Consider the following 23,797-nt stretch of genomic DNA (forward strand, 5'->3'; position numbering starts at 1 on the left):
CCACCGAATTCCTCTGCGGAGCAAGGCCCATCCGCGTCCCGCCCGGCCTTCGGCACGACACCCCCTAGCGCCTACCCCCGACCGAGAGCAGCGGAGACACCGTGCCCATCTCCTCCTTCGACCTCTTCGACGAGCGCGTACTCACCGACCCGTACCCCTTCTACGAGGTACTGCGCGGCTTGGGCCCGGTGACCCGTATGGAGCGCCACGGTGTGTGGGCCGTCCCCGGCCATGAGGAAGTCCGCTCGATCCTGGCCACCCCGGACGCGTTCCGCACCGAGGACACGGCACAACACGGGCCGAGCAGGCCCGGACTCCTCACGGGGACGGTCCTGGCGGTCGACGATGAGGCGCACACGCGGCTGCGCCACATCCTGAGGAGCCAGCTGAAGCCCACTGCGGTAGCCCGGCGGCGGCAGACGATCCAGAAGAGGGCGGACCGGCTGGTTGCCGAGCGTACGGCCGACGGCGGGTTCGACGCGGTGGACCTGGCTCGCGAGATGGTTACGGGCACGGTGATGGACCTGATGGGCCTGCCGGAGGACGCCCAAGGGCTCGCCCTGAACAAGATCCGGCCGTCCCTCTCCTCTTCTGGCGCGGTCGACGGCCCCGGCGGGGCGGAGATGCCCACCGAGCGGGCGATGACCGCTCTTCTCCGTCAGCGGGCTGCCCGGTCCACCGTGCGTGCCGGGTCATGGATGGGCGCGATCTTCCAGGCCGTCGACAGCGGGCGACTCGATGAGAGCGAGGCCGTCCCGCTTGCTTCTGCCTACGCCACCATCGGCATCGACTCGACGATCCTCGGTCTGGCCGGGACGATCGTCCAGCTGGCCCGCGATCCCGAGCAATGGGCCCAGCTCCGCGAGGTCCCGGCTCGCGCGGAGGCCGCATTCCACGAGTCGATCCGGCTCGACGCCCCGATACAGGTGACCAGCCGGCTCGCGACGGAGCCAGTGGACCTGTGCGGCGTTCGGCTGGAAGCCGGGGACCGGGTCTGGCTGCTCCTGGGCGCCGCCGGCCGCGATCTCCGCAAGTGGGGCCCGACCGCGGAAAGCTACGACCTTCGTCGGCCCCACACCGACAAGCACCTCTCACTCGGAGTCGGACCGCACGCGTGCCCCGGCGGCCACCTCGCGCTGATGCAGGCCCGCTCCCTGCTCAGAGCACTCGCCGACCACTGCCTGACCCTGGCGCCCGCCGGACCTACGACGCAAGCCGTGCACCCCATCCTGCGGGGCTACCAGACGGCGCCCATCGCCATCGGCGCCCCCAGCCCGCGATTCGGATTCCGGCGGGTACACACAGCTGCCCGAGCGAGTCTTCGATGAATGCCCACGGCCACCGGGCCGACGGCGGGGCACCCCTGGTTTCGGACACGCCGGCCCCGGACGTACCCGGACTCCGACGGACACACGCCCCATGGAGCAACTCGCCATGACCATCGCTCTGTTCGGCCTCGACTCCACCCTCACCGACCGCACCAGGAGCTTCCGGCGGTGGGCCGCCGAGTTCGCCACCCGCTTCGGCATCCCGCAGGAAGACCTGGAAGCCGCAGAGAGGCGATGCGCCGGCCGGCGCGACCGGTGCTTCGCCGGCCTGAAGACCGGCCACGGGATCACGACCTCCATCGCCGCACTCCATGCCCAGTACCGACGCCGGACCGCCGAACTCGTTCCCCACCGACCGCATGCCCACCTGCGTCCGCCGAGCCGTCCAGGCCGGCCTTCGCTCCGCTGAAGGATCTGACCTATGCCCGCGCGTATCGAGGACTACGCACTGATCGGCGACCTGCAGACCGCAGCGCTCGTCAGCCGCGACGGATCCATCGACTCAATGTGCCTGCCGCGATTCGATTCCGACGCCGTCTTCGCCCACCTCCTCGGAACGGAGGAACACGGCTTCTGGCGCATCGGCCCCTCCCACCCCAGTCACCGCCCGCCACCGAGCGCCGCCCGGCGCCACTACCTGCCCGGCACCCTGATCCTCGTATCCGAATGGGACACCCCCACCGGATCCGCACGGGTCATCGACTTCATGCCGCCGCGCGAAAGCGCTGCCCCGCAGGCGATCCGCATCGTCGAGGGCACCGCCGGCACCGTGGCCATGCGCAGCGTCTTACGGATGCGCTTCGGCTACGGGCGTGTCGTGCCCTGGGTCAAGACCACCGCCGACGGCCGCCTTCACGCCATCGCCGGGCCCGACTCCCTGTGGCTCGACACCACGGCCGGCACCTACGGCCGGGACCGGACGACGTACGCGGAGTTCACCGTCCGCGCGGGCGAGCGCGTCGAGTTCGCGCTCAGCTGGCAGCCCTCCCACCAGCCACCGCCGCCGGTACCCGACGCCACCGAGGCCGTGGAGGCAGCCGAGAAGTACTGGTCCCAGTGGAGCTCGCACTGCACCTACGACGGCCCCTACCGCGAGGCCCTCCTGCGCTCCCTGATCACCCTCAAGGCGCTCACCTACGCACCGACCGGCGCAATCGTCGCAGCACCCACCACCTCACTCCCCGAGCAGATCGGCGGCAGCCGCAACTGGGACTACCGCTACACCTGGCTGCGGGACGCCGCCATCACCCTGTCCTCCCTGCTGCGCACCGGATACCGCGACGAAGCCCGCGCCTGGTGCGCCTGGCTCCTGCGCGCGGTCGCCGGCGACCCGGAGAACCTGCAGATCATGTACGGCATCGCCGGTGAGAGGTCCCTCGGCGAGGTCGAGCTGGACTGGCTGCCCGGCTACGAGAATTCGAGCCCGGTCCGCGTCGGCAACGGCGCCGCCCACCAGCTCCAGCTCGACGTGTACGGCGAAGTCGCCATAGCCCTGCACGCCGCCCGGCAGGCCGGCCACGGACCGGGCGAGACCGCGGCGCGTCTTCAGGTGAAGCTGGTCGAGTACCTGGAGTCGGTCTGGGACAAGCCTGACGAGGGCATCTGGGAAATCCGGGGCCCGCGCCGCCACTTCGTGCACTCCAAGGTCATGGCCTGGGCTGCCGTGGACCGCACCGTCACACTCGTCGAGTCCGGCGGCGCGACCGTCGACGCCGGCGTCCTGGAACGCTGGCGGAGGCTGCGCACCACGATCCACGCCGAGGTCTGCGACCGCGGCTACGACCCCGTCCGCGGCACCTTCACCCAGTCGTACGGATCCCGGGAGCTCGACGCGGCGCTGCTCCTCATCCCGCAGGTGGGTTTCCTACCCGTGACCGACCCGCGGGTCATCGGCACGATCGACGCGGTCAGGCGCGAGCTGTCCACCGCCGACGGTTTCCTTCGGCGCTACCCCACCGCCGGAACCGAACCGGGCCTGGACGGGTTGGAGGGCGACGAGGGAGCGTTCCTCGCCTGCTCCTTCTGGCTCGTCGACGCGCTCGCGATGAGCGGGCGCGTCGACGAGGCCCGCATGCTCCTGGAGCGGCTGCTGGACCTCCGAAGCGACCTGGGCCTGCTCGCCGAGGAGTGGGACCCCGCGCGACAGCGCCAGGTCGGCAACTTCCCCCAGGCGTTCAGCCACGTGGCGATGTGCGACTCGATCCTCCGGCTCGCTGTCCCCCGCCCGGTGGGGAGCTCGCACTGACGCCCTCCCGCCTCACCCAAGTCCTCTTCACCCTCTACGTGATCGCCTCCGCCCTGCCCCCGTTCACCGCCGCTGCAACCGCCGTGCGGTTCCACACCGAGCAGGGCCGGCGCACCTCGCGCACGCCGAAACAACCATCTGACCAGGAGCCGCTCCATGTCCTCCACACGTACTCACCGTCCCAGGGCCGGCCGGAGAACCCCGGGGTCCGCCCTCGCCGAGCCCGTCCTCGGCCTGCCCCGCGTGCCCAAGGGCACGCACCTGACCGGAGAGGACCGGGTGAGGTTCAACCTGGCGGTCATCGCCGCCTACACCGACGAACGCCAGGCTTCCATCCGGCAGATCACCGAGGAAACGGGTCGCTCGTACGGCACCATCCACCGGCTCCTCACCGACGCGAACGTCCCCCTGCGCGGCCGCGGCGGCTCCCGCGAAAGGCAAGGCCGCGCGCCGACCGGCCCTTGCTGAAGAGGGGGTGTTCAGCCCTTGGACGGACTCACCATGCCCGAGGACGGCGATGGTGCGGTCACCGCGGACCGTGCGGGCGCATGAGGCCGGGGCACCTATTGGGCCTACTGGCTGGGCGGGACCCCGTTACCGCAGTCCGACGACCTGTTCATGCGGGACCGGCAGCTCACCGGCTGGGACCCGGTCACGCTGCTCCGCGGGCTGGCCCACCCGTGGCTGCCGCAAGCGTCCGGTCTGCTGGCGCACGACCTGGCGGAGCGTACGGAGCGCCCGCTGGAGGGGGGCGGCATCTCCGGAAGTTCCCGGCGCGAACTCACGACCGTGAACTACGTTCTATCCAGGACTGGATCGACACGTCGTTGACCAGTCTCAAGACGGCGTCAGCGCAGGCCCTCGCGGAGGCTGCCCTGACCATGTCGCCCCTGGAGTGGCGGAAGACCTTCCTAAGGGGCCGTCCCGTAATCCCCGGCGGGCGCGCGACGCCGGCTACGGCACCTCGCCGCGTTGTCGGAGCACCCGAATACGCCCAGTACGCGGGCGCCCCTCCGCCTTGCGAGGCACCGCATCTGACGCCGCGCGCTGATCCACCGGGGATTACGGGACAGCCCTTAGGGCAGTAGCCGGACCTGGAGGCGACCAAACCCCGGCCGGCCGAGGGCGAGGGGCTGCACGCTCACTACGGCCGCGGCGCGATCCGCGTGAAGGCCGTCCGGGTGGGCGGGGATCGCGTACAGGTCTCGGTCATCGACCGATCCCCGGCGGCCCGGCCATCCCGAAGCAGGCGGCGCCGTTCGACGCGTCCGGACGCGGCCTGTTCCTCCTCGACGCGCTCGCCGCCGAGTGGGGCACCGACCGGCTGCGGTGGGGCAAGCGCGTCGGGGCCGACCTCACCACCCAGGACGTGGCCGCCGGTTGGGGAGGAGTCGGCGGCCCCGCCCAGCGGCCGCCGACACCCCCGGCCGGACACCGCCCAAGCCCGAAAACCCGAAGGCGATCACACACCCAACCGCCCTACTCTGCTCGAAACTTCGGGCCTGCAGAGGAGAACGACCGCCATGACCGCGATCCCGCCCGTCCACTCCGAGATCCTTGACTTCTACGCCAACGGCAACGAGGGCGGCCGTCTCACCAGCTCCGCCAGCGGCCGCCTCGAACTCGAACGCACCCGCGAGCTGCTACGCCGGCACCTGCCACCACCCCCGGGCAGGATCGCCGACATCGGCGGTGGCCCCGGCGCCCACGCCCGCTGGCTCACGGAAGCCGGCTACGAGGTCCACCTGGTCGACCCCGTCCCCGGGCACATCGAGCAGGCCGCCACCATCCCCGGCGTCACCACCGAACTCGGCGACGCCCGCACCCTCAGCGCCCCTGCCGGCGTCTTCGAAGCCGCCCTGCTCCTCGGCCCTCTCTACCACCTCGAAGCCCGCACCGACCGCCTCACCGCCCTGGCCGAGGCGCGCCGCACCGTACGCCCCGGCGGGCTCGTAGCCGCGGCGGCCATCAGCCGCTACGCCCCGCTCCTCGACTACGCCGCCGCCGGCGCCCTCGGCGAGGAAGGCATCGCCGACCGCGTCCGACACCGCCTCGCCACCGGCTACCACCCCGCCCCCCAGACCGGACTGACCACCGCCTTCACCATCGCCTACTTCCACACCGCCGCCGGCCTCGCGGACGAACTGACCGAGGCAGGGCTCCGCAACGTCCACGTCTACGGGATCGAAGGACCCGGCTGGCCCATGGTCAAAGCGATCGAACGCCACACCGGCACCGACCTCACCGGGACGCCGATGACACACGGCGCGCTCGTCGCCGCCCGGCTCGGCGACGACCACCCCGAACTCACCGACATGTCCGCCCACCTCCTCGCCATCGCCCGCACCTGACCGCCCCCGGGGAGGGCGCACCCCTTGCGTCATCGAACCCGACCGCACAGGGGATGCACGGCTGTACGTGCCGCGCCGGTCCTCCTGTGCGGGCGGTCGGGTGGTCGTGCACTGCTCACGGCCTCCATTCGTCGACGAGGACGGAGTACAGGATGCTGTCCCGCCAGGCCCCGTTGGTGTGGACGTGATCACGCAGCACGCCCTCCCGTACGAAGCCGAGCTTCTCCACCAGGGCGACGGACGCGGTGTTCTCCGGCCCGATGGCCGCGCTGATGCGGTGGAGGCCCAGCTGGGCAAAGCCGAACGAGACCAAGGCCCGGGACACCGCCGTCGCGTACCCGCGTCCCCAGTGCTCCGCTGCGATGGCGTAGCCGAGCTTCCCCGCCTGGACGCCTGCGAAAGCTATCCGGGCGAACCCGACGACGCGGCTCTCATCACCCTGCGGCGCCACTGCCAGGTAGTACTCAGTGCGCGGTTCTTGCTTCGCGCGCGATACAGCGCCGTCAACCATGGCAACGGCCTCATCGCGGCTGCGACTGTCGAAGGACAGTGACGCCGTGACGCGGTCGTCACCGATGATGGCGAGTACGTCATCCACATCGGACGGGGCGAACTCGCGCAGAACAACCTTGCCGGCGGAGAGTCGGACGGGGTACGGCAACGGGGGCTCCTCGCGAGGAAGGGACTTGAGCGGCGTGCGGGTGAAGGCCCGGATCCGCTCCTGGAGATTCGACGCATGCGGGGCAAGGGGAGAGTCGCGCAGCGCCTGGTGGACACGCTGAGTGCGGATCAGGGGGTGTGGCCCACGTACTGGAACTTCCAGGTTCCCGCCTGGTAGGTGCGGACCATGTCCGCCAGCTCGGCGGGCATGGTGGCGGGCACCATCAGGAGTTCCGCGGCCTTGACGAGGGGCACCCACTCGACGCCGGTCTGGGAGTCGTCGAGGTGGTGTCCGCCGAGCGCCGCGGGCTCTTCGACGAGCTCGACCCAGAACAGCGCGTCGAGGCGGTGATTGACGAACCCGGACGGCCGGGACTCGCTGCCGGGGTCGCGTTCCGGGAGGTATTCACGGATCCGCATCAGCTCGACGGCGCGGCCGCGGACTCCGGTCTCCTCGTGCAGCTCGCGCACGACGCACTCGTCCAAGGTCTCCCCCACCTCCTGGCCGCCGCCGGGCAGCGACCAGCAGCCGGGCCAGGGGTAGTCACCCGTGACCATCAGCACGTGGTCGTTCTTGACGACGAGGGCGCTGCCTGCGGGGCGCAAGCGGGGCAGGTGAGTCATTGCGGTCTCCTCCTGGGTCTCGTCCTGGGTCTCGTACTGGCCGGCGGTCACCGCTCGGTGTCGCTGACGGTCCAGGCGAATTCGCTGTAAGAGGTGCCGTCGGCGATGTGCCGGAGCGCGAGCGCGAGATATGGGGCGGTGGGCTGGGGGATCCCGTCGGCCTGGTGCCAGTCCCAGCCGTCGCACTTCTCGGGCTCGGTGTTGACGACGTCGCTGCCCGGGTCGTCGGCCTCGAAGAAGAACGCCAGGCGCTCGGTGCGGGTGGTATGGGTCGAGACGTGGTGCATGAGGTGCACGAACCGCAGCTTCTCGGCCGGGATGTCGAGGCCGGTCTCCTCGCGCAGCTCGCGGGCTGCGGCCGAGCTGGCGGCCTCGCCCTCTTCCATCAGTCCGGCGGGGACCTGGTAGCAGCCGGGGAACACCCGCTGCTGATCAGAGCGCCGCCCTACCAGGAGGTGATCGCCGCGGCGTACGAGCACGTGGACGTCGGCGTAGTGGGATGCGTACGTTCGGCCGGACGGTGCGGTCTTGGGGGGCATCGGATTCCCTTCGAGGCTGGTACAGGGTTCGTGCCGACACCCCGCCATACGAGCGGGCGGCAGGGCGGCAGCGTCCACACTTGGTCGCACCCAGCGGCATGCGCAGGGTGCCGCCCGGCAGCTTTTCGCCGGGTCGGCCTGGGGGGCGGTGATCAGGTTGCCGACGCGCAGAACGTACGGACAGGTGGCCTCGTAGGCGTTCGCGAGGTCGGGCGCTTGGCCTCCCAAGAGGAACCGCACGTCCAGCGGTTCCGGTTCCCGGGGCGTAAAGAGGCTGGGTAAGCAGCTCATGCCCGTCACGTTAGCGTGCGAATCCCGGGCATCCCCGTGCCGACCATCGTCGGCACCTCGCACTCGACCAGGACCTCGCCCGCGACCCTCGTCAGGACGCGGTGGCCGCGGCGATGTCGTCGTAGTCGAAGGTGCGCGTAGCGCCCGTCCTCTTCTCGACTTCTCCGACATGATCTCTCGGAACTCTGAGGGGCCCTGTCCTGGCCGGCCCGGCCGATCGCAGGAGTGCCGGTGTCGAGTTCACCCACCCGACACCCGATGCCTGCTGGACAATGAACGCGCGGCGTCCGCTGCCGCCGCGTGCCCCGACCTGGCGCGGCGGCACCGCGGGCTCGTCCTGGGCTGAGAGGTGGGGCAGTGCGCGTACTTGTGACCGGCGCCTACGGATTCGTGGGCAATGCGGTGGTACGACGGCTCTCCGAGGCAGGCCACGAGGTCGTGGCGCTCACGCACCGGCCGGCTGACGTTCCCCTCCCGGAGCTGCCGGTTTTCGAGACCTTCCGCGGTGACATCCGGGACGGGAAAGCCCTTGCGGCGGCGCTCGACGGTGTCGAGGGTGTGTGCCACCTCGCGGCGCTGACCCGGGTCCGTGAATCGTTCGACCGACCGGAGGAGTATCAGGAGGTGAACGCCGGCGGCACGGCGGTACTGCTTGACGTGCTGGCCGCCGTCTCGCCGAGTCCGGCTCCGAGGGTCGTCCTGGGGTCCACGGCGGCCGTCTACGGAGCCCCCGTGCGACAGCCCATCGGCGAAGACACCGTGCCCGCGCCGGGCAATCCGTACGGGGTGTCGAAGCTCGCCGCCGACGATGCGCTCCGGGCCAGGGCGGAGGCCGGCGCGGTCAAGGCCGTCAGCCTGCGCTGTTTCAACGTCTCGGGGGCCGTGTCCGGGGTGGGGGACGCGGATGAGAGCCGGATCATCCCGAAGGCCGTCGCGGTGGCGGCCGGCCGCTACCCGCACCTTGAGATGAACGGTGACGGCGACGCGGTCCGGGACTTCGTACACGTCGACGACTTGGCGCGCGCTTTCACGCTGGCCCTTGAGGCCGGCACATCAGCCCCGTACCGCGTCTACAACGTGGGTGCCACGGCAGCGAGCATGCGCGAGATCGTGGCCACGGTCGAACGGGTAACGGGAAGGCCGGTGCCCGTAGTGCACCGCCCGCCGCAGCCCGAGCCGCCTCGGCTGGTCGCCGACATCTCCAGGATCACAACTGACCTGGGATGGACGCCCGTACAGTCCAGCCTTGAACGTTTGGTCGCCGATGCCTGGTCGGTCGTTTCCGGCAGCCGTGGTCAGGGCTTGTTCCAGCGTCCTTGACGCTCTCCGGAAGTCGCGTACGGCATGGATCGCTGAAAACCGATCGAGAGGGGCCGCAGTGCAGTGGAAGATCCACGGGGAGCGTCCGGTCTACGAGAACGAGTGGGTGAACCTGTGGCTCACCGACATCGAAACGCCGGACGGGCACCGCTGGGAACACCACGTCGTCAAGCTCCGCCACCTGGCCGTGGCCGCCGTGATCAACGACCGCCAAGAGGTCCTGATGATGTGGCGCCACCGCTTCATCACGGACGCCTGGGCATGGGAGCTGCCCATGGGCCTGGTGGAAGCGGACGAGACCCCCGGCGAGGCTGCCGCCCGTGAAGTCCTCGAAGAGACCGGCTGGCGTCCGGGCCCGATGAAGCCGCTGATCTACGCCGAACCGGCGAACGGCATCACGGACTCCCAGCACCACCTGTTCCGCGCGGACGGCGCGACGTACGACGGGCCGCCGACCGAGAAGAACGAGTCGGACCGGATCGAGTGGATCCCCCTGGCGAACATCCGGGGCATGATCGACCGCCGCGAGATCGTCAGCAGCGGCTCCCTCGTCGGCCTGCTCTACGTCCTCATGGACGAAGGGGTTCGCTGACCTGGCAGGGAAGGCACCGCGGGTCGACGTGCCTCGAAGGCGACCGCGGCCGGCACCCCGCGACGGTGCCGTACAACAGCCGGTCAGCAGCCCGGTCATGGCCCGTCCGATCGGGCTCGCCCTCTCGTGGCACGAGCGTGTCATCAGCGGCGTTCTCGCCCTGACGGGATCTCCTCGCGGGCGAGGTACTCCCTGATGCCCTCGCCGTCGCTGTAGAGCCGTTGCACGAACTCCTGACAGCGCAGGACCAGATCACGTCCTGTATGGCGGACGGCACCCTCCTGGAGCCCGTTCTCGTCGTAGAGCAGGCGGTACACCACGTCTTCGCCCAGCGTGATCAACTCGGGAAGTACGCCGTCCTCCTCGTACGAGCGGACCCGCCCGGCGTCGATCACCCGAGTGTGGCCGCCGAGTTCGTCCCGCAGGAGAAGCAGGCGCAGTTCCCACCGCATGTAGTCGGTGAGCGGCTCCTCCACCACCCGGATCCGCCAGGTCTCGAACCCGTGGGCCCGAAGCTTGGCGTAGTGCCGGGTGAGTTCCTCGCGGCGGCTCTCCAGCAGGGCGAGAGCCTGCGGCCACTTCCCCTCTGAGAAGGCGACCCAGCTGTCGTCCGTGGGCTCCTGGAAATCCTGGAGGCGCTCCAGCTTCCAGAACCCCGGATCACCGATCCGCCAGAAGTGTTCGTCGAAATCCGCCCGATAGGCGTCGCCGAGCAATCGTTCACCCGGCGCGCCCGCCAGCTCGTCGAACATCCGGGACGTCGCCGGCTTACGGGGCATCTCCATCACCTCTCCAACCCAGGGCTTCCGTCTGTGGGCAATCGTGCAGGACGCCGCAGCCGAATGTCGAGGCACGGCGAGGCATGGCGAGCATCCGCTGAGCCACGACCAACGGCGGGCCCGCGGACCGCGACGCTCGATCTGCCCGGCGGCCGCGAGGACGACGAAGCGCTGGGCGCCCAGCCGTCTACGGCGTCACGCCGCCCGCGGCCAGGGCTGGAGCGATCCGGGCGCACCGGGCCGCGTACTCCGCAAGATCCTCTGCCTCGAACAGCGCTGCGTCCCAGTCGTGAGGAAGGACCTCGCCCTCCGTCCAGATGTACGCCCACGCCCGGCGCCCTGATACCAGCGTGACCTCCCGCAGGTCGTAGAGCGTGTCCTCGAAGGCGTCGAGAATGTCCCAGTCCGTGAGCGTGAGGTCGTTGAGCAGCAGTCCGGGAGCCACCGCGTCGGCAGCCGCGACCAGACCGGGGTACTGCCGGCCGGCCAGCGCCGCGGTGCGCCAGCCTGGTGCCGAATCCGGCTGCCGCTCGGGAACCCGGGACAGCAGGGCGTGCAGGACGGCGTCGAACCGGAGCGTGCCATAGCAGAAGAGCATGTCGCCCGGAGAAAGCCGTGCGGAGCGTGCCGGCCTGCGGGCAATCCGGTGGGTGGTGAGCCCCTGCATGGTCGGTGCGGCCTCCATCAGCGGCCTGAGGTCAGGAACATCGCGTCGTAGAGAGGCGAATCGTCGGCGTGGCGAATCCGGCCCATGATTTCGTACCCCCACCGCAAGTAGGCGTCGTGTGCGGGCTGGTTGTCGATGATGCACGTCAGGGCCGTGACCGTCTCGGAGCGCCCGGCGATGACCGTGTCGTGGATCTGGCGTCCAAGTCCGCGGTTCTGCAGCCCGGGAAGGACCATCAGCTCTCTGAGCCAGAAGATCCGACCGGCGTCGGCGAGGCCGACGAGGTCCGCGGGGCGGCGGTCGCCGAGGGAGACCCACCACGGCTTGTCGGCCGGCAGGGTGGCGCCGTGCACGTAGCCGATGATCCTGCCGTCCATGTGTGCGGTGACGGTCTCGAATCCTTCGGTGTCGAACGCGGCCTCCAGGCGGTCGCGGAAGGAGCTTGGCGAGAAGAACGGGTCGCCGGCGTACGGCGGCCCGGCGTACACCTGTCCGTACACCTCGACCAGCTCGTACGTGATGGCCTTGGCTCCCGGGCCGTCGTGACGCTGGAAAACCACATCCACGTTGTGCACTCCTTTGTTCTTCACGCAGCCTTCGCGCGGATCTGTTCGAGCAGGTCCCCCACTCCGCTGCTGCGGTGGTGAGGGGCCAGCTTGTCGTGAACGATCTTCAACTGATTGACCGCCCTGGTGGAAGACATGCCGCTCTCGATGAGGCGGAGGGCCTCGGTGGTGGCGGCGACGCTGTGGTCGATGTCGCCACCGCTCAACGCCGCGATGGAGAGGTATCCCAGGCAGATGCCCCGGTTTCGGGAGTGAGCGACATCCTGAAGGGTCTCGGAGCGCGCCAGGAGCCTCTGCGCACGGGCGGCTTGGCCGAGGTCGAGGCGGCACATGCCTTCCAGGCATGTGAGCTCGGCCTCGTTGAGGAAGCCGGTCCAGTCCGGGTCGCGGTCGCTCTCTCCCCGGTACCAGCTCCGCCATGCCTGCCGGATCGCCTTCTCGGAGTTGAGCCCGTCTCCGAGCCGCGCATGCCCCTGCGCCTCGCGGATCGCCAGCAGGGCAGCGACCCGGTGGGGCGCCCGCCACTGCTTGGCGTGGGTCTGTGCCAACTGGGCGAAGCGCACCGCTTCCCGGCCCTTGTTCAGGTCGACGGCCTGCCGGCACATGTTGCTCAGGGTGCGGCTCGCCAGCACGTCATCGTCTGTGAAGTTCGCAGCGTTCCAGGCCTCGGCGAAGTGCGCGCGCGCCTGCACCTGGAGGCCGGCGTCGTAGCAGTACCAGCCGAGGCTCGTCGTGAGCATGCCCGTAACGGTGTGCAGCTCGCGGCCCAAAGCGTCGTCGTAGAGACCCCGGTCGATCATGTGGTGTGCCCAATGCAGATTCGCCTGTGTCAGCCGCCACAGCTTGGCGCCGCCGAATTGCTGGTCGATGGCGTCCATGTCCTGCGCAGCCGCCCGCAGCAGTTCGACCTCGGCCTCGCCGATGCGCCACTCGGTTGCGCTGACAGCAGCGGAAACGGTCTCCGCCATCCAGGGCGGCATCTGGTCTTCCAGGGAGGACAACAGGGTCGGCCCAGGGCCCGCGGTCAGCATCGGGACGGTCAGGGAGACCTGGGCGACGGGGCCTCCGCGCGGTCGGAGTCCGAGCGCTTCCAGGGGTTGCTTCCAGTAGACGCCGAGGACCGTCCTGGTGTCAGGGTGCGGCCATGGAGGGGCGGATCCCTCCCATTTGCTGTACTGCCGGACCGTGAAGGTAGGCGTCCTGCGTACACGGCCCTGAGCGAACAGGCGCCTGGCCAGGTCGTTGAGGTCGTCGACCACCTGCTGCTGCGTGCGGTTGCCTGCCTCGCGTAACCGCTGCATCTCGCTCATGGAAGTCCTTGCCCTCTGGATGTGTGTTCACCGTAATAGGTCGCGGGCCGCCTTGTGAGGGGTCATCGGCAAACGGCCTGGTGAGAGAGGGGTGTGGGCCGAAAGTTCCGGCAAAGGGCGGGTGAAGGGCAGTCGGAATTCCGGGGAAAGGACCTGTTCACCGTCTTCGGCCTTCGTTGCACTGGGTCATGGCGCTCACGATGCGTCCGATGGCTGCGGAGGGGGGGAGGACCGGATGACTCGCACGCGTGCGGGCACGCGCGACCACCTCGCGACCTGGCTCGCCGAAGCCACACGACAGCCGGACACGAGCCTCGAACGCTGGAGCCGGCATCCCCTCCTCCTTCGGCGTTTGCGGACCGGCGTCACCTTCGACGCCGTGCTGGCCGACAGAACGCTGGTGGTAACGGCCATCTCGATCCTTCGGTCCTACGGGCAGCCCGTCGGCCCGGCCATCGCCTACCCGTTCCTGGGCAGCGCCGCCGTGTTGGTTCCTTGCGGTACAGCAAGCCGGTGGAGCGAGGTCACAGCCCACTGGCCCGAACGGGCACCCCGGCCGCTGTGTCTCGGCCAGGGCCACACCCTCCAGGTCCCTGCGCCGCTTCCGCAGCGAGGCTGCCTGCCCGCGCAATGGCTGGAGCCTCCCGACCCCGGTCAGATGATCGGAGATGGCCCTCTGCTGACGAGCCCGCCGGCGCTGGCCCGCTGTCTCGCGGAAGCCCGCGCCGTGCTGACGGCGGAGGGCGAGCCCAGGCCCCTCCGCAGGGTCGCAGGCACCGTCCGGGCAGCCTTGAGCACCCCGAAGGGGACGGGATGACCGCACCCTCCGAGCGGCTGGCCCGCAGCCCTGACGACCCGGTCGGCGGCCCATGGCCGACGATGGCTCCCGCACCGGCGATCGTCACCGAAGCGGTGCTGGTCGTTCCGCCGGAAGGGCTGCCGGAGGTACCGGAGTGAACCGGCAGCGCCGCTCCGCCCACCCCGCCCACCCCTCCCTGGCCTCCCCGGCCTCCCCGGTGATCAGCCCGGCATACGCGTCCGCCGACCGCGAGTGGTACAGGGCCCGGCTTGCCGACGCGGCACTGGCCGGCCGGGACATCATGATGAGAATCCTCCAACTCCCCCTGCTCGTCCTCCCTGCGGGCCGATTCTGCGGCTGCGGCGTCGAGGCGATCACCACCGCCTACCTGGACGATGCGGCTCCGCGCGCCTCGCGCTCACTCTCACACTCGCGCTCGCTCCCCGCGCATTCCCCTACGTCCCGGCGTTTCCCGCTGGGATGTGCTCAGCGGGTGCGCAGCGGCGCACCGTTCCATCTGATGCCGCCATAGCGGTTCTTCCGGCCGAACCCGGAAACGACGAAGCCCCCACCAGCTTGGATTCTGGGAGGGCTTCTGGCACCGAGATTCCGCGACCCGCAGGCCAGTGACCGCTAGGAGCTGCGAACTCCTTGACGGCCTTCGGTTCTTCACGACAAGAACCCGGAACCCCGATGACGAAATCAATGGGGCCCCGCCTTGGTGCGGTGCCCATCCTGGCACAGGCTGCCAATCCCTCGCGAGACCACGGGCCACTTCGGCCCTTGCGAATCTCGCCGGAATGCCCCGCTCCCCCGTCGTCGAGGACCGCGACCTGCGGGGATACTCCGGGATATCCCGGAATCCCCGGTGCTCCGTTCGGCGGACCCACGGCGCGCCGTCCGGCGGTGTCCTGATGAGCGCCGCAGCCCTGGCCGTGCCGGCCCCGTACCAGAGGATCGCGCGCAGGCAGCGTGAAGGAACCGTGCGCTCGCTCGTGACGCGCTTCCCCGCCTCGTGGCTGACCCGGTTCACCGGCGACACCATCCGCGTGGCCACCCTCGCCGACGACTACGGCCGGGCCGCCCGTGGAGAAATGGACCGGCGCGGTTGCTTCGCCGCCGACAAGACCATCGCCGAACAGCTCGGCCTCCACCCGGTCACCGTGCAGTCCGCGTTCGCAGAGCTGGAGGACCGCAGGAACGGCGGCGCGGGCGCGGTCGTCCGCTCGACCCGGACGCACCGCGCCACGAAGACCCGGTGGGTCAAGCCGACCGGGAAGGACGAGAAGTGCGCCACGGTCTCCTCCCATGCCCTCACCGTCCTTTCCGCCAACCGGTTCAAGGTCTACGCGTTTGTGCGCATGGAGAACGACTTCGAAACCTGTCCGGCAGCGAAGGAGATCACACAAGGGCTGGGGATCACCCGCGAGACGGTCCGCCAGGCCCTCCTCGACCTCCTCGCCGAAGGCTGGGTCAGCAAGACCCAGGAAGGCGGCGGACGGGGCCATGAGACCCGCTATCAGGCTCACGACGTCCCCGTGTTCCGCATGACACAGCTCCCCCTGTTCCCGCAGCCTCGCCAGGTCAAGAGCACGCCGCCGGAGCCCGCGGAGGAAGCCCCGCACCCCGGCGCCGGACCGGATCAGATGACGCTCTTCGACGGCTTCGCATGGCCGCGAAACCCCCTCGGTCCGGCTGCAGGAAAGGCCCTCGGTCCGGCTGCGGCGAACCCCCGCGATACGGCTGCACGGAAGAGGCGCTCCTTTGAACCGGCTCCTTTGGATCAGGCAGGCGAGGCACACGGTGGTTCCGCCCGAAGGGCGCTGCAGGTAGTGGCGCGCGGCCGTGCGGACGACCCGGACGCCGCACCGCATCCGCCGGCGGTGGCGGTGGCCGGGCCCGTAGCGGCTTCGCCGGAAACGCAGCACAAGTGCGCCGCCACGATCTCGGCCACCGCGTACCGCGTGCTCCGGCTGCTGCCGCTGCAGCTGTCCTCCAGCCAGTACGTCCTCGCCTCCAAGGCCGTCGAGAAGGCCGTGGCCGAAGCCGGAGGCGACATCGACCGCATCGCCGACCGCGTCCACCGGCATCTCGCCGGCCGGCACGTCACCGACCCGTACGCCTGGATCACCAGGCGGGGCCTGCGGAACTCCCCGTGTCCCTCGCCGACGTGCGAGGACGGCCGCACCTGGCCGGCCGGAGCGAACTGCCCGATCTGCCGCGAGCGATACGCGGACCGGCGCGGAACCCCGCTGAGCTTCCGGGACCGGGCCACCGCGATCTACGAGGTGACGTGGGCCTGCGCGACGTGCGACCGCCCCGGCGCCGGCGTGCCTCCCGCCGACGGCATCTGCCGTGACTGCTGCCCCGATGCCGTCGGCGCTGAACGGGCGCCCCGCCTCGCCGCCGACGTCCGGGAGTGTGCTGCGGCCGTCCGCGCGGGGATCCGGCACAAGACCACCACCGAACCGGGGCACGACGCCCAAGCCGCTGCACGCGAACGGACCGGCCGGGAGATGATCGGCCGGCCGTCCCTCGCAGACATCCAGCCGTCCGGGGACCGCCAGCCGGACCTGCAGGAAGGGCAGGAGGCCAAGGACATGCAGGCCGGAAACCGGCGGGCTGCGGGAGCTCACCGTTGCCCCGCCCCACCTCCTCCTCGGCCTGGCCGGATGCGATGAGCGTAGGCATGCACTCGGACGAACACCTCGGCCGCCTGGTCTCCGGCCTCACCCGCACGAACGGCCGGCTCGTCAGCGTCTGCGCTCACCACGGTGGTGGTTTCGGAGAAGACAGCCGTCGCGGACGCGAGCATCTCCCGCCCGCTCGGCGCATACGCCATCATTTTCTTGGCACCACCGCCCGCGTCCACCTCTGTCTCGCGGAGGGACTGGCCCCCGGCCCAGAGGGGTTGGAGCCTTCAAAAGCCAACTCGAATACTCACGTGGTGGCCGATGCCCGAGGCCATCGAAGCAGCCGCCGAAGGCGCTTCACCTCTCACGCCTCACCTCTCACACTCCTCCTCGCCGACCGGACCGCAAAGGACGAACCTCATGCCCGATCCCTTCCTCCGGGTCACCGCCGCCATCTGCGGGCTCGGCCCCTTCTGCCATCCGCGCGGTGTTCGCGGGCCCTCGTGGTGATATCCGAACTCGCGGAAGCCCTGCACCAGCGGGCGGCCAGGGACCAGGAAGCCCGCCGTGCGGCTCAGGAGACCGGTCTGGCCGGTGATCTCCTGAGCGTCGACGCGGACAACACCGCGTGGCTCACGGGAGTCGTCGCGGAGCACGGGTGGCCCGGTATCGACCTGGTGGGGGAAGAGGGCGCCGAGGAGGCGTGGCTGCTTGCCCAGCACGCGGATCGTGAGCCGCAGTTCCAGCGGCGTGCCCTGGAGTTGCTCACGGCGGCCGTCGAAGCCGGACAGGCGCCCCACCGCCATCTCGCCTATCTCACCGACAGGTGTCTGGTCGGGGCCGGCGAGCCCCAGGTGTACGGGACGCAGTACGTCAGCGGCCCGGACGGCACAGGCCTGAGGCTCCACCCGGTGGCCGATCCGGAAGGTCTCGATGCCCGACGTGCCGCCATGGGTCTGGAGCCGTCGGCGGCATACGACCGCCGCATGCGTGCCCAGGAGTGACGACCGGTGTCCTGCGCGCCCCTCCCCCTGCCACGGTCAGGAGCGGGCGCCGTGCCGTCCGGCTTCGTCAAGGTGCGGCCCGTGCTCCAGGGAGGTTCGACGTGGAAGAGGAACCCCTCGACCGCTGGGCCGCACGCCGCCAAGGGCGCCGTCGAGCGGGCCACCAGCGCTCATCATCCGGCCCCGCACGCGACCGACCGGACAAGCTGGGGGGAACCCCGGAACCCGGAACCCCCGGCCTTCAGGGCGGGAAGGATGTCGGATCCGGCAGCCCGGCGACCTGCCAGGCGCCCTGTTCCAGCCCACCGCACCTCTGCGTTCTCGCCCGACATGCTCAGCGGCTCGCCCGACGAAGGGAACAACCCCGTGCCTCAGCCGACCGACCACCGCACCCAAGCTCCCGGGCCGGCGCGCGACTCGATGACCCTGTTGGTCGCGGCTGTCATCGTCCACGACACCGCCACCAGTCGCATCGTCCTCCTGCAGCGCAGCAAGGAGGCCAAGTTCGGGCAGAGCCTGTGGGATCTCCCCTCCGGCAAGAGCGAGCCCGGTGAGCCGATCACCGAAACCGCGGTCCGCGAGCTCTACGAGGAAACCGGCCTCGTCGTGAAATCAGAGGCTCTCAAGGTCGCCCACATCATCCACGGCGCCCGGGGCGTCGAAGCCCCAGGCGGCTTCCTCACCGTCGTCTTCGCCACCCACGACTGGAGCGGCCGGCCCGAAAACCGCGAGCCTCGCAAGCACTCCCAGGTCCGGTGGGCAGGAACCGATGACCTGCCGGCGGAATTCGTCCCCAGCACCCGCAGCGCTCTTCTCGCCTACCTCGGCAGCGGGCAGCCTCAGGTCTCGCTCAGAGGGTGGCTTTAGCCGGGCTTCAGGTGTCGTCTCGTGCAGGGCCGACGACGCGTACCGGTCCAGCGGTTGCCGGAGAGAACCGAGGCGGAGGACGGCGACTGACGCGAGTCCGAAGGCTCGCCGCAGGTCGGCGTCGCAGAGCAGGCACGGTCCGGAAGGGCGGGACTCGCACCGGCCGGCCGAAACCCCGTCGCGCCGGCCTTGATGGGCGTGCCAGCCTTACGGGCATGCACAGTCACGCTGATGATCCGACCGGTCCCGTCGACCAGGCACGGCGCCTCGCCGCCGATTACTTCCCCGACGCGCTGAGCGTGGTCCTCGCGGGCTCCATCGCCTCCGGCCGTGTCACTGCCACCAGCGACCTGGACCTTGCGGTCCTGATCAAGGAGGGCGGCGAGACGCGCCGGGAGACCCTCCGCTTCGAGGGACGGCTGGTCGAGCTGTTCGTGCACACGCGGGCCGGCCTCGACGAGCTCTTCGCCGCCGACACGGCCTCCCGCCGCGGCATCATGCAGCGCATGTACGCCGAGGGCTTGGTCCTCTTCGAACGGGATGGAGCGGCCGCCGGCATCAAGCGGCACGCCGAGGACGCGCTCCGCGAGGGCCCAGGCGCCCTGGATCCCGCCACTGTCGAGAGCCGGCGCTATGCGCTCACCGATGCGCTGGACGACCTGGCCGACGCATCGGAGGCCGTCGAGCGCCTCGCCGTGGCAGGCGTCGTCCTCGGCATCGCCGCCGACCTCCTCTTCGACCACCGCCGGGCATGGGTGGGCGGCGGCAAATGGCTGCCCCGCCGCCTGCTGCAGGCCGACCCCGAGCGCGGCGGAGCGCTCCTCGACGGCTACCGGCGCCTCTGCGAGAGCGGCACGCCGGAAGACCTCTCAGACGCCGCTGCGGAGATCCTCACCCTCGCAGGCGGCCCCCTCCGCGAGGGCTACACCCGAACCTGGCGCACTGCTGCCGAGCGCCGGCCCTCCGGGCCGCTCGGGAAGCCCCTGTGAGAGCGGATCGATGGCCGCACGCCCGCGCTGCGCCGATCGTAGCCACCTGTTAGGGCAACCGAGCAGACCTGCGACACCTGCTCGGCAGGCTCGTCGACCGGGGAGGTCGTGATGGGGAAGACCGTGCAGTTGCGTACGTACACCGTGCGGGACGGACTGCTCGACGAGTGGGTGCAGCGCTGGCGGGAAGAGGTCGTTCCGCTAAGACTCGCGCTGGGGTTCACGATCGGCGGGGCCTGGGTGGACCGGGATCGGAATCAGTTCCTGTGGCTGATCTCCTACGAGGGATCCGAGAGCTTCACCGCGCGCAACGCCCTCTACTGGGCGTCGCCGGCGCGCAAGGCCATGAACCTCGATCCGGACGACTACCTCCTCAGGACCGAGGAACGGACCGTGGAAGAGCACTTCTGATCGGCCCCGTCAACGGCAGGTGGCGGCCGGTGGCAGTGATGTCGTATCGGCGCGCGTTCGAGAGCCGCCTTGGTCAGGGCCTTGCGCCGGTGGAAGTCCCGTCCCATCTCCAAGCCCTGCGTAGCCCTGACCAGCGACAACTATCCGGATGGCAGCTCCTGCCCGTTTGCGGTGCTTGAATGGACCGTCGTTCCTGGTCCGGCAAGGAGAAGCACTGTGCCCCTGGTGTCTGTCGTGATGCCCGTGTACAACTCGGCAGCCACCCTCGGCGCAGCCGTCCGATCGGTGCTCACACAGACCCACAGCGACCTGGAGCTGCTCGTCACCGACGACCAGTCCTCCGATGGCTCCATGGACCTGCTCCGCGAGTTCGCCGCGCAGGACAAGCGTGTCCTGCCGGAGTCGGCCCCCGAACAGGGTGGTGCGGGCCGGGCCCGCAACCTCGCGATCGAACGGGCTCGCGGGGACTACATCGCCTTTCTCGACAGCGACGACATGTGGCTGCCGGAGAAGACCGAGAAGCAGCTCGCCTTCGCCGCGGAAGGCGATGCGCCTTTGACGTTCACCTCGTACTTCAAGATGGACGCCGACTACGACGGCGAGAGCACCGACTGGGTCCCGAACGGGCGGGTGCTCCGTGCGCGGGAGCACGTGGACTACCGCGCGATGCTGGTCCAAGACCACATCGGTGCTCTCACCGCCATGTACGACCGCAATGCCCTGGGCACGAGGCTGATGCCGGAGATGCGCAAGCGCCAGGACTACGCCCTCTGGCTGTCGATCATGCGGGACGGCGCCGACGCCCGGGGCCTGGCTGAGCCGCTCGCGGTGTACAGGGCCCACCAGGCGGGATCTCTGTCGTCCAACAAGCTGTCGCTCGTGCAATACAACTGGGCCCTGTACCGCGAGCACGAGCATCTGTCGGTCCCCCGGGCGACGCGGGCGCTGGCCGGCGCTGTGTGGCAGTCGCTGCGCAACTCGCGCATCTAGTGCCCGGGTCCGGGGAGCCCGTGCGCGACGGTTTCCGGGGGTGCCGGACCGGGGCCCGCCCGGGGGCGGAATCGGTGGGTCACCGGTGCCGTCGGCCGGCTACGCGGCCGAGCCGTCGCCGGCCCTTGCGCGCAGGAACAACTGACCGGGACGGTCTCCTGACCGCTGTGGAGTGTCTCCCGGCCGTGCAGGACCGTCGAGGACGCCCGCCGGACGCCGGAGGCGGCGGGATGGTTCACCGGCCGGGAGGTTCGGCTGTGGTGTCAGGAAGTTTCCACACGGTCTTCGGCGCTCCTGCAGGAGGCCGGGTCGTCCCCCGACCGGCCTGAACTCCTTGGGCAGGAACGGCGACCATCCGGCTCCCCGCGTGCCCAGCCCACCGGCGGCGATCACCACTGCCGTGGCCGGTCGTGCATTCACCGGTGTGCCCCCTGGACGGAGGCGTCAGGCGATAGCGTCGGCGGATGCATGCACGCGTGACGGGCATCGTCATCGAGGACGGCCAGATCCTGCTGCTGGACCAGGACACCGACGGAGATCGGTCGTGGAGCCTGCCGGGGGGCAAGGTCGAGCCCGGGGAAACCCTGGAAGAGGCGTTGCGGCGGGAGATGCTGGAGGAGACCGGCGTCGAGGTCGAGGTCGGCCGTCTGCTGTACGTGTGCGACGTGACACGGGCTCACGTTGTTCACATCACCTTCGAGGCCCGCCGGGTCGGCGGACAGATCGGGGCCGTCACGGAGGGCGCGGATACGCGTCCGATCCGGCAGGTCGAGTTCGTGAAGCTCACCGAGCTGCCCGGCCTGGGGTTCAGCGAGACGTTCATGGCCTTGTGCCAGGACGGCTTCCCCGGGGCCGGCACGTACATGGGGCCCAAGGCGGCCATCGGGCTATGACCCGCAGGTCAGCGCGGCGACCCGGGGTGCGATTCGTACCGCGGCTCACGAACCATCGGGCACACCGGGAGGTTGACCGGGCGCGCGCACCTCGTAGCGGTCGTCGCCGGCCGGCCGAGAGGAAGCGGTGGCCGTAGTCTGCGCGTCGAGCGCCTTCCGGGCGGCCTCGGCGGTGGTAGCGGCGTGATGGCTCACCAGCTCCGCGGTGCGCGAGCCGAGCTCGGCGACGAGGCCGTCTCTTTCGGATCACCTCGCGCTCCAGATGTGGATGGCAGCAGGGTGGAGCCCGGCGAGGTAGCTGGTGGCGGTCTTGTCGTACCTGGTGGCAAGGGCGCGCCCTTGCTTCTGCGGGGGCAGTCCGCGGGACGGTCTGCGATGTGACGCTCGCAGATCGCCCGGTACGTGGGGAAGCGCAGAGCGATCTCGGAAAGCCTCGCGATCATCTCCGTACGTGTGGGCAAGGGGTAGCACTCGTGGTGCAGTGCGATGCCCAGACGAACGGCGTCGTCTGCCTTCCGTACCCACTCGTCCAGAGTGGACTTCATGGAGGCACCGTTGTCCGTTCCCGACCACGCCGCGACGTTCAGGAACACGATCGCCTGTTCTGTCGACGCCTGGCCGGCTTCCACTGCCGCAGCAACAATTTCGGCGATGTCGTCGGCGCCGTAGGCATCAATCAGGTCGTCCACACGGTCGAACAGCTCGTCAGGGAAGTCGCCGTCATCCCGTTCCGACACTTGCACGGCACACAGCCGGCCAAGCGCCTCGCCCACTGCTGACGTCGCCATAAGACCCCCTGTTGCTCGCCACCCGGACGGACAGTAGCCGGACCAGCCGCAGGGAACCGCCCACGCCCGGGTGTCAGGGCGTGGGCCAGCAGCAGCGCGTTGACCGCGATCAGCGTCCCAGGGCGACCGGGGGCTGCGGAGCCCGTGGTGAAGAAGAGGTGGAAATGACCCGCCGCACCAAACTCCTGGCCGCGGCCCGGCCGTCTCCCGCAGAGGTCCGTGGCCGCCCAGCCGTCCGGGAGATCGTGGACGCTCTCTCCATCAACCGCTTGGTGCTCGGCTCCGTACATCGAGTCGTTCAGGCTTCCTTGTCAGCGAGCGTGGTCGCTCTTCGGCCCGATGCCTTTGATCCTGGCCGGAGTTCCCTCCGGGGCGAACGGGCGGTGGAAGGTGAAGGCGTGCGGCGCGGAGCCGTGGTCGTGGAGCTGTTCCAGCCTGGATACCCCGTCCTGCCAGGTGGGTATCACGCCGTCGGAGAGCCACCAGCACACGTAATTCGGGTGTTCTGTCCTCTCGAACCAGTCGTAACGCCTGTTCAGCGCCTCGCGGTGCAGACCGGTGTAGACGGCGTCGAAGGCGGGGCGCAGGTCGGTCCAGAGTGAGAGGGTCGCGGCCAGGGCGGCGGTTTCCGCTGTACGGCCCTTGCCGTACCAGGTCGGTACGGCGAACTCTCCCCATGCACCCCAGTCCGCCTCGAAGAGTGTGCCCCGGTCGCCGTCTGCCGCTTCGGCACGGGCGAGGTATCCGGGGTGCTGGCTGATCTTCCGGTAGACGGCCTCGCCGATGTCGTAGAACTCGTTCGTGAGAGGTGCGGGATCGGCGAGAGGTGACTTCAGGACGCCGAATGTGTACAGCGCAAGATGGGGCATGCGTCTCTCTCTGGTCGGGGTGGGTGCCTGGTGTGGCTCCGGTTCGGTGGCTTGCGCAGGGGCGCGAGGGTCCGTGGGGCGTGACCAACTCATCCCGTCGCGGGTGGCTCAGCCCGAAGGAACTCCTGTGCGACCGTGGGCGATCGCCGAAGACCAGGTGAAGGTAGCTGCCTCTGCGGCCCATGTCGAAGTTGCGTTTTCCCTGTCCAAGTGGCCTCTTGCACCGGTCCTTGCGGGGGCTGGGGCGGTGACGGGCGGGGCAGGCTGCGGGCTACCGGTGAT

The 23,797-nt window shown here is 70.1% G+C and carries 26 protein-coding genes; 17 read left to right on the plus strand and 9 right to left on the minus strand.

The window, feature by feature from the left end:
• The first annotated feature begins 101 nt into the window (after positions 1 to 101).
• The 6 genes from ACFY0D_RS25870 (at position 102) to ACFY0D_RS25895 (ending at position 5,924) form a co-directional block, all read left to right on the plus strand.
• Positions 102 to 1,328 carry a cytochrome P450 gene (locus ACFY0D_RS25870; RefSeq protein WP_390800438.1) on the plus strand — a complete coding sequence of 409 codons (1,227 nt, stop codon included), beginning with the start codon at positions 102 to 104 and terminating at the stop codon, positions 1,326 to 1,328.
• A gap of 106 nt (positions 1,329 to 1,434) precedes the next feature.
• A complete protein-coding gene (locus tag ACFY0D_RS25875) occupies positions 1,435 to 1,737 on the plus strand; it encodes a hypothetical protein (RefSeq protein WP_390800439.1) in 303 nt (100 codons plus the stop codon).
• A gap of 12 nt (positions 1,738 to 1,749) precedes the next feature.
• The gene (locus ACFY0D_RS25880; RefSeq protein ID WP_390800440.1) at positions 1,750 to 3,573 is read left to right on the plus strand and encodes a glycoside hydrolase family 15 protein; all 1,824 of its coding nucleotides are present in this window, start codon (positions 1,750 to 1,752) and stop codon (positions 3,571 to 3,573) included.
• Between the two features lie 156 nt (positions 3,574 to 3,729).
• Positions 3,730 to 4,041 (plus strand): helix-turn-helix domain-containing protein, encoded by a 312-nt coding sequence (locus tag ACFY0D_RS25885; RefSeq protein WP_390800441.1) that lies wholly within the window; start codon positions 3,730 to 3,732, stop codon positions 4,039 to 4,041.
• Positions 4,042 to 4,191: 150 nt separating this feature from the next.
• Positions 4,192 to 4,404, plus strand: coding sequence for a hypothetical protein (locus ACFY0D_RS25890; RefSeq protein ID WP_390800442.1), 213 nt, complete (start codon positions 4,192 to 4,194; stop codon positions 4,402 to 4,404).
• Between the two features lie 692 nt (positions 4,405 to 5,096).
• Positions 5,097 to 5,924 carry a class I SAM-dependent methyltransferase gene (locus ACFY0D_RS25895; protein WP_390800443.1) on the plus strand — a complete coding sequence of 276 codons (828 nt, stop codon included), beginning with the start codon at positions 5,097 to 5,099 and terminating at the stop codon, positions 5,922 to 5,924.
• A 115-nt stretch (positions 5,925 to 6,039) separates the two neighbouring features.
• On the opposite strand, the gene ACFY0D_RS25900 is transcribed toward ACFY0D_RS25895, so the two are convergent.
• The 3 genes from ACFY0D_RS25900 to ACFY0D_RS25910 all read right to left on the minus strand — a co-directional run bounded on the left by ACFY0D_RS25900 (position 6,040) and on the right by ACFY0D_RS25910 (position 7,747).
• Positions 6,040 to 6,585 carry a GNAT family N-acetyltransferase gene (locus ACFY0D_RS25900; RefSeq protein ID WP_390800444.1) on the minus strand — a complete coding sequence of 182 codons (546 nt, stop codon included), beginning with the start codon at positions 6,583 to 6,585 and terminating at the stop codon, positions 6,040 to 6,042.
• A gap of 128 nt (positions 6,586 to 6,713) precedes the next feature.
• Positions 6,714 to 7,208 carry an NUDIX domain-containing protein gene (locus ACFY0D_RS25905; protein WP_390800445.1) on the minus strand — a complete coding sequence of 165 codons (495 nt, stop codon included), beginning with the start codon at positions 7,206 to 7,208 and terminating at the stop codon, positions 6,714 to 6,716.
• A 47-nt stretch (positions 7,209 to 7,255) separates the two neighbouring features.
• Positions 7,256 to 7,747: an NUDIX domain-containing protein gene (locus tag ACFY0D_RS25910; protein ID WP_390800446.1), complete on the minus strand. Its 492-nt coding sequence runs from the start codon at positions 7,745 to 7,747 to the stop codon at positions 7,256 to 7,258.
• Between the two features lie 660 nt (positions 7,748 to 8,407).
• Between ACFY0D_RS25910 and ACFY0D_RS25915 the strand changes: the two genes are divergently transcribed.
• Positions 8,408 to 9,358, plus strand: coding sequence for an NAD-dependent epimerase/dehydratase family protein (locus ACFY0D_RS25915; protein ID WP_390800447.1), 951 nt, complete (start codon positions 8,408 to 8,410; stop codon positions 9,356 to 9,358).
• 58 nt (positions 9,359 to 9,416) lie between these two features.
• Entirely contained in the window at positions 9,417 to 9,950 is a 534-nt protein-coding gene (locus ACFY0D_RS25920) for an NUDIX hydrolase (RefSeq protein WP_390800448.1), read from the plus strand.
• Positions 9,951 to 10,093: 143 nt separating this feature from the next.
• Here the strand turns inward: ACFY0D_RS25920 and ACFY0D_RS25925 are convergent, their stop codons facing one another.
• From ACFY0D_RS25925 to ACFY0D_RS25940, 4 genes are all read right to left on the minus strand, one after another.
• The gene (locus ACFY0D_RS25925) at positions 10,094 to 10,729 is read right to left on the minus strand and encodes a DUF6879 family protein (RefSeq protein ID WP_390800449.1); all 636 of its coding nucleotides are present in this window, start codon (positions 10,727 to 10,729) and stop codon (positions 10,094 to 10,096) included.
• A gap of 187 nt (positions 10,730 to 10,916) precedes the next feature.
• Entirely contained in the window at positions 10,917 to 11,396 is a 480-nt protein-coding gene (locus tag ACFY0D_RS25930) for a gamma-glutamylcyclotransferase family protein (protein ID WP_390800450.1), read from the minus strand.
• A gap of 17 nt (positions 11,397 to 11,413) precedes the next feature.
• A complete protein-coding gene (locus tag ACFY0D_RS25935) occupies positions 11,414 to 11,962 on the minus strand; it encodes a GNAT family N-acetyltransferase (RefSeq protein ID WP_390800451.1) in 549 nt (182 codons plus the stop codon).
• A gap of 20 nt (positions 11,963 to 11,982) precedes the next feature.
• Positions 11,983 to 13,272, minus strand: coding sequence for a hypothetical protein (locus ACFY0D_RS25940; protein WP_390800452.1), 1,290 nt, complete (start codon positions 13,270 to 13,272; stop codon positions 11,983 to 11,985).
• Positions 13,273 to 13,507: 235 nt separating this feature from the next.
• Between ACFY0D_RS25940 and ACFY0D_RS25945 the strand changes: the two genes are divergently transcribed.
• The 9 genes from ACFY0D_RS25945 to ACFY0D_RS25985 all read left to right on the plus strand — a co-directional run bounded on the left by ACFY0D_RS25945 (position 13,508) and on the right by ACFY0D_RS25985 (position 21,858).
• On the plus strand, positions 13,508 to 14,089 hold the full coding sequence (locus ACFY0D_RS25945) for a hypothetical protein (RefSeq protein WP_390800453.1): 582 nt from the start codon (positions 13,508 to 13,510) through the stop codon (positions 14,087 to 14,089).
• On the plus strand, positions 14,086 to 14,229 hold the full coding sequence (locus ACFY0D_RS25950) for a hypothetical protein (protein ID WP_390800454.1): 144 nt from the start codon (positions 14,086 to 14,088) through the stop codon (positions 14,227 to 14,229). Before ACFY0D_RS25945 ends, ACFY0D_RS25950 begins: the two co-directional genes overlap by 4 nt.
• A gap of 756 nt (positions 14,230 to 14,985) precedes the next feature.
• On the plus strand, positions 14,986 to 16,752 hold the full coding sequence (locus tag ACFY0D_RS25955) for a hypothetical protein (protein ID WP_390800455.1): 1,767 nt from the start codon (positions 14,986 to 14,988) through the stop codon (positions 16,750 to 16,752).
• A gap of 455 nt (positions 16,753 to 17,207) precedes the next feature.
• Positions 17,208 to 17,708 (plus strand): DUF6624 domain-containing protein, encoded by a 501-nt coding sequence (locus tag ACFY0D_RS25960; RefSeq protein ID WP_390800456.1) that lies wholly within the window; start codon positions 17,208 to 17,210, stop codon positions 17,706 to 17,708.
• Between the two features lie 330 nt (positions 17,709 to 18,038).
• Positions 18,039 to 18,575, plus strand: a complete 537-nt coding sequence (locus tag ACFY0D_RS25965) for an NUDIX domain-containing protein (protein WP_390800457.1) — start codon at positions 18,039 to 18,041, stop codon at positions 18,573 to 18,575.
• A gap of 215 nt (positions 18,576 to 18,790) precedes the next feature.
• Positions 18,791 to 19,564, plus strand: a complete 774-nt coding sequence (locus ACFY0D_RS25970; RefSeq protein ID WP_390800458.1) for a nucleotidyltransferase domain-containing protein — start codon at positions 18,791 to 18,793, stop codon at positions 19,562 to 19,564.
• Positions 19,565 to 19,675: 111 nt separating this feature from the next.
• The gene (locus ACFY0D_RS25975) at positions 19,676 to 19,975 is read left to right on the plus strand and encodes an NIPSNAP family protein (RefSeq protein ID WP_390800459.1); all 300 of its coding nucleotides are present in this window, start codon (positions 19,676 to 19,678) and stop codon (positions 19,973 to 19,975) included.
• A gap of 216 nt (positions 19,976 to 20,191) precedes the next feature.
• Positions 20,192 to 20,965: a glycosyltransferase family 2 protein gene (locus tag ACFY0D_RS25980; protein ID WP_390800460.1), complete on the plus strand. Its 774-nt coding sequence runs from the start codon at positions 20,192 to 20,194 to the stop codon at positions 20,963 to 20,965.
• A 464-nt stretch (positions 20,966 to 21,429) separates the two neighbouring features.
• Positions 21,430 to 21,858 carry an NUDIX domain-containing protein gene (locus ACFY0D_RS25985; RefSeq protein ID WP_390800461.1) on the plus strand — a complete coding sequence of 143 codons (429 nt, stop codon included), beginning with the start codon at positions 21,430 to 21,432 and terminating at the stop codon, positions 21,856 to 21,858.
• Positions 21,859 to 22,049: 191 nt separating this feature from the next.
• On the opposite strand, the gene ACFY0D_RS25990 is transcribed toward ACFY0D_RS25985, so the two are convergent.
• Positions 22,050 to 22,646 (minus strand): hypothetical protein, encoded by a 597-nt coding sequence (locus tag ACFY0D_RS25990; protein ID WP_390800462.1) that lies wholly within the window; start codon positions 22,644 to 22,646, stop codon positions 22,050 to 22,052.
• A 311-nt stretch (positions 22,647 to 22,957) separates the two neighbouring features.
• Complete coding sequence (locus ACFY0D_RS25995; protein WP_390800463.1) at positions 22,958 to 23,515, minus strand: DUF3291 domain-containing protein; 558 nt, start codon at positions 23,513 to 23,515, stop codon at positions 22,958 to 22,960.
• Positions 23,516 to 23,797: the final 282 nt, after the last annotated feature.

This window comes from Streptomyces sp. NPDC001502 (assembly GCF_042894785.1).
In the GTDB taxonomy this organism is placed as follows: Bacteria; Actinomycetota; Actinomycetes; order Streptomycetales; family Streptomycetaceae; genus Streptomyces; species Streptomyces kutzneri.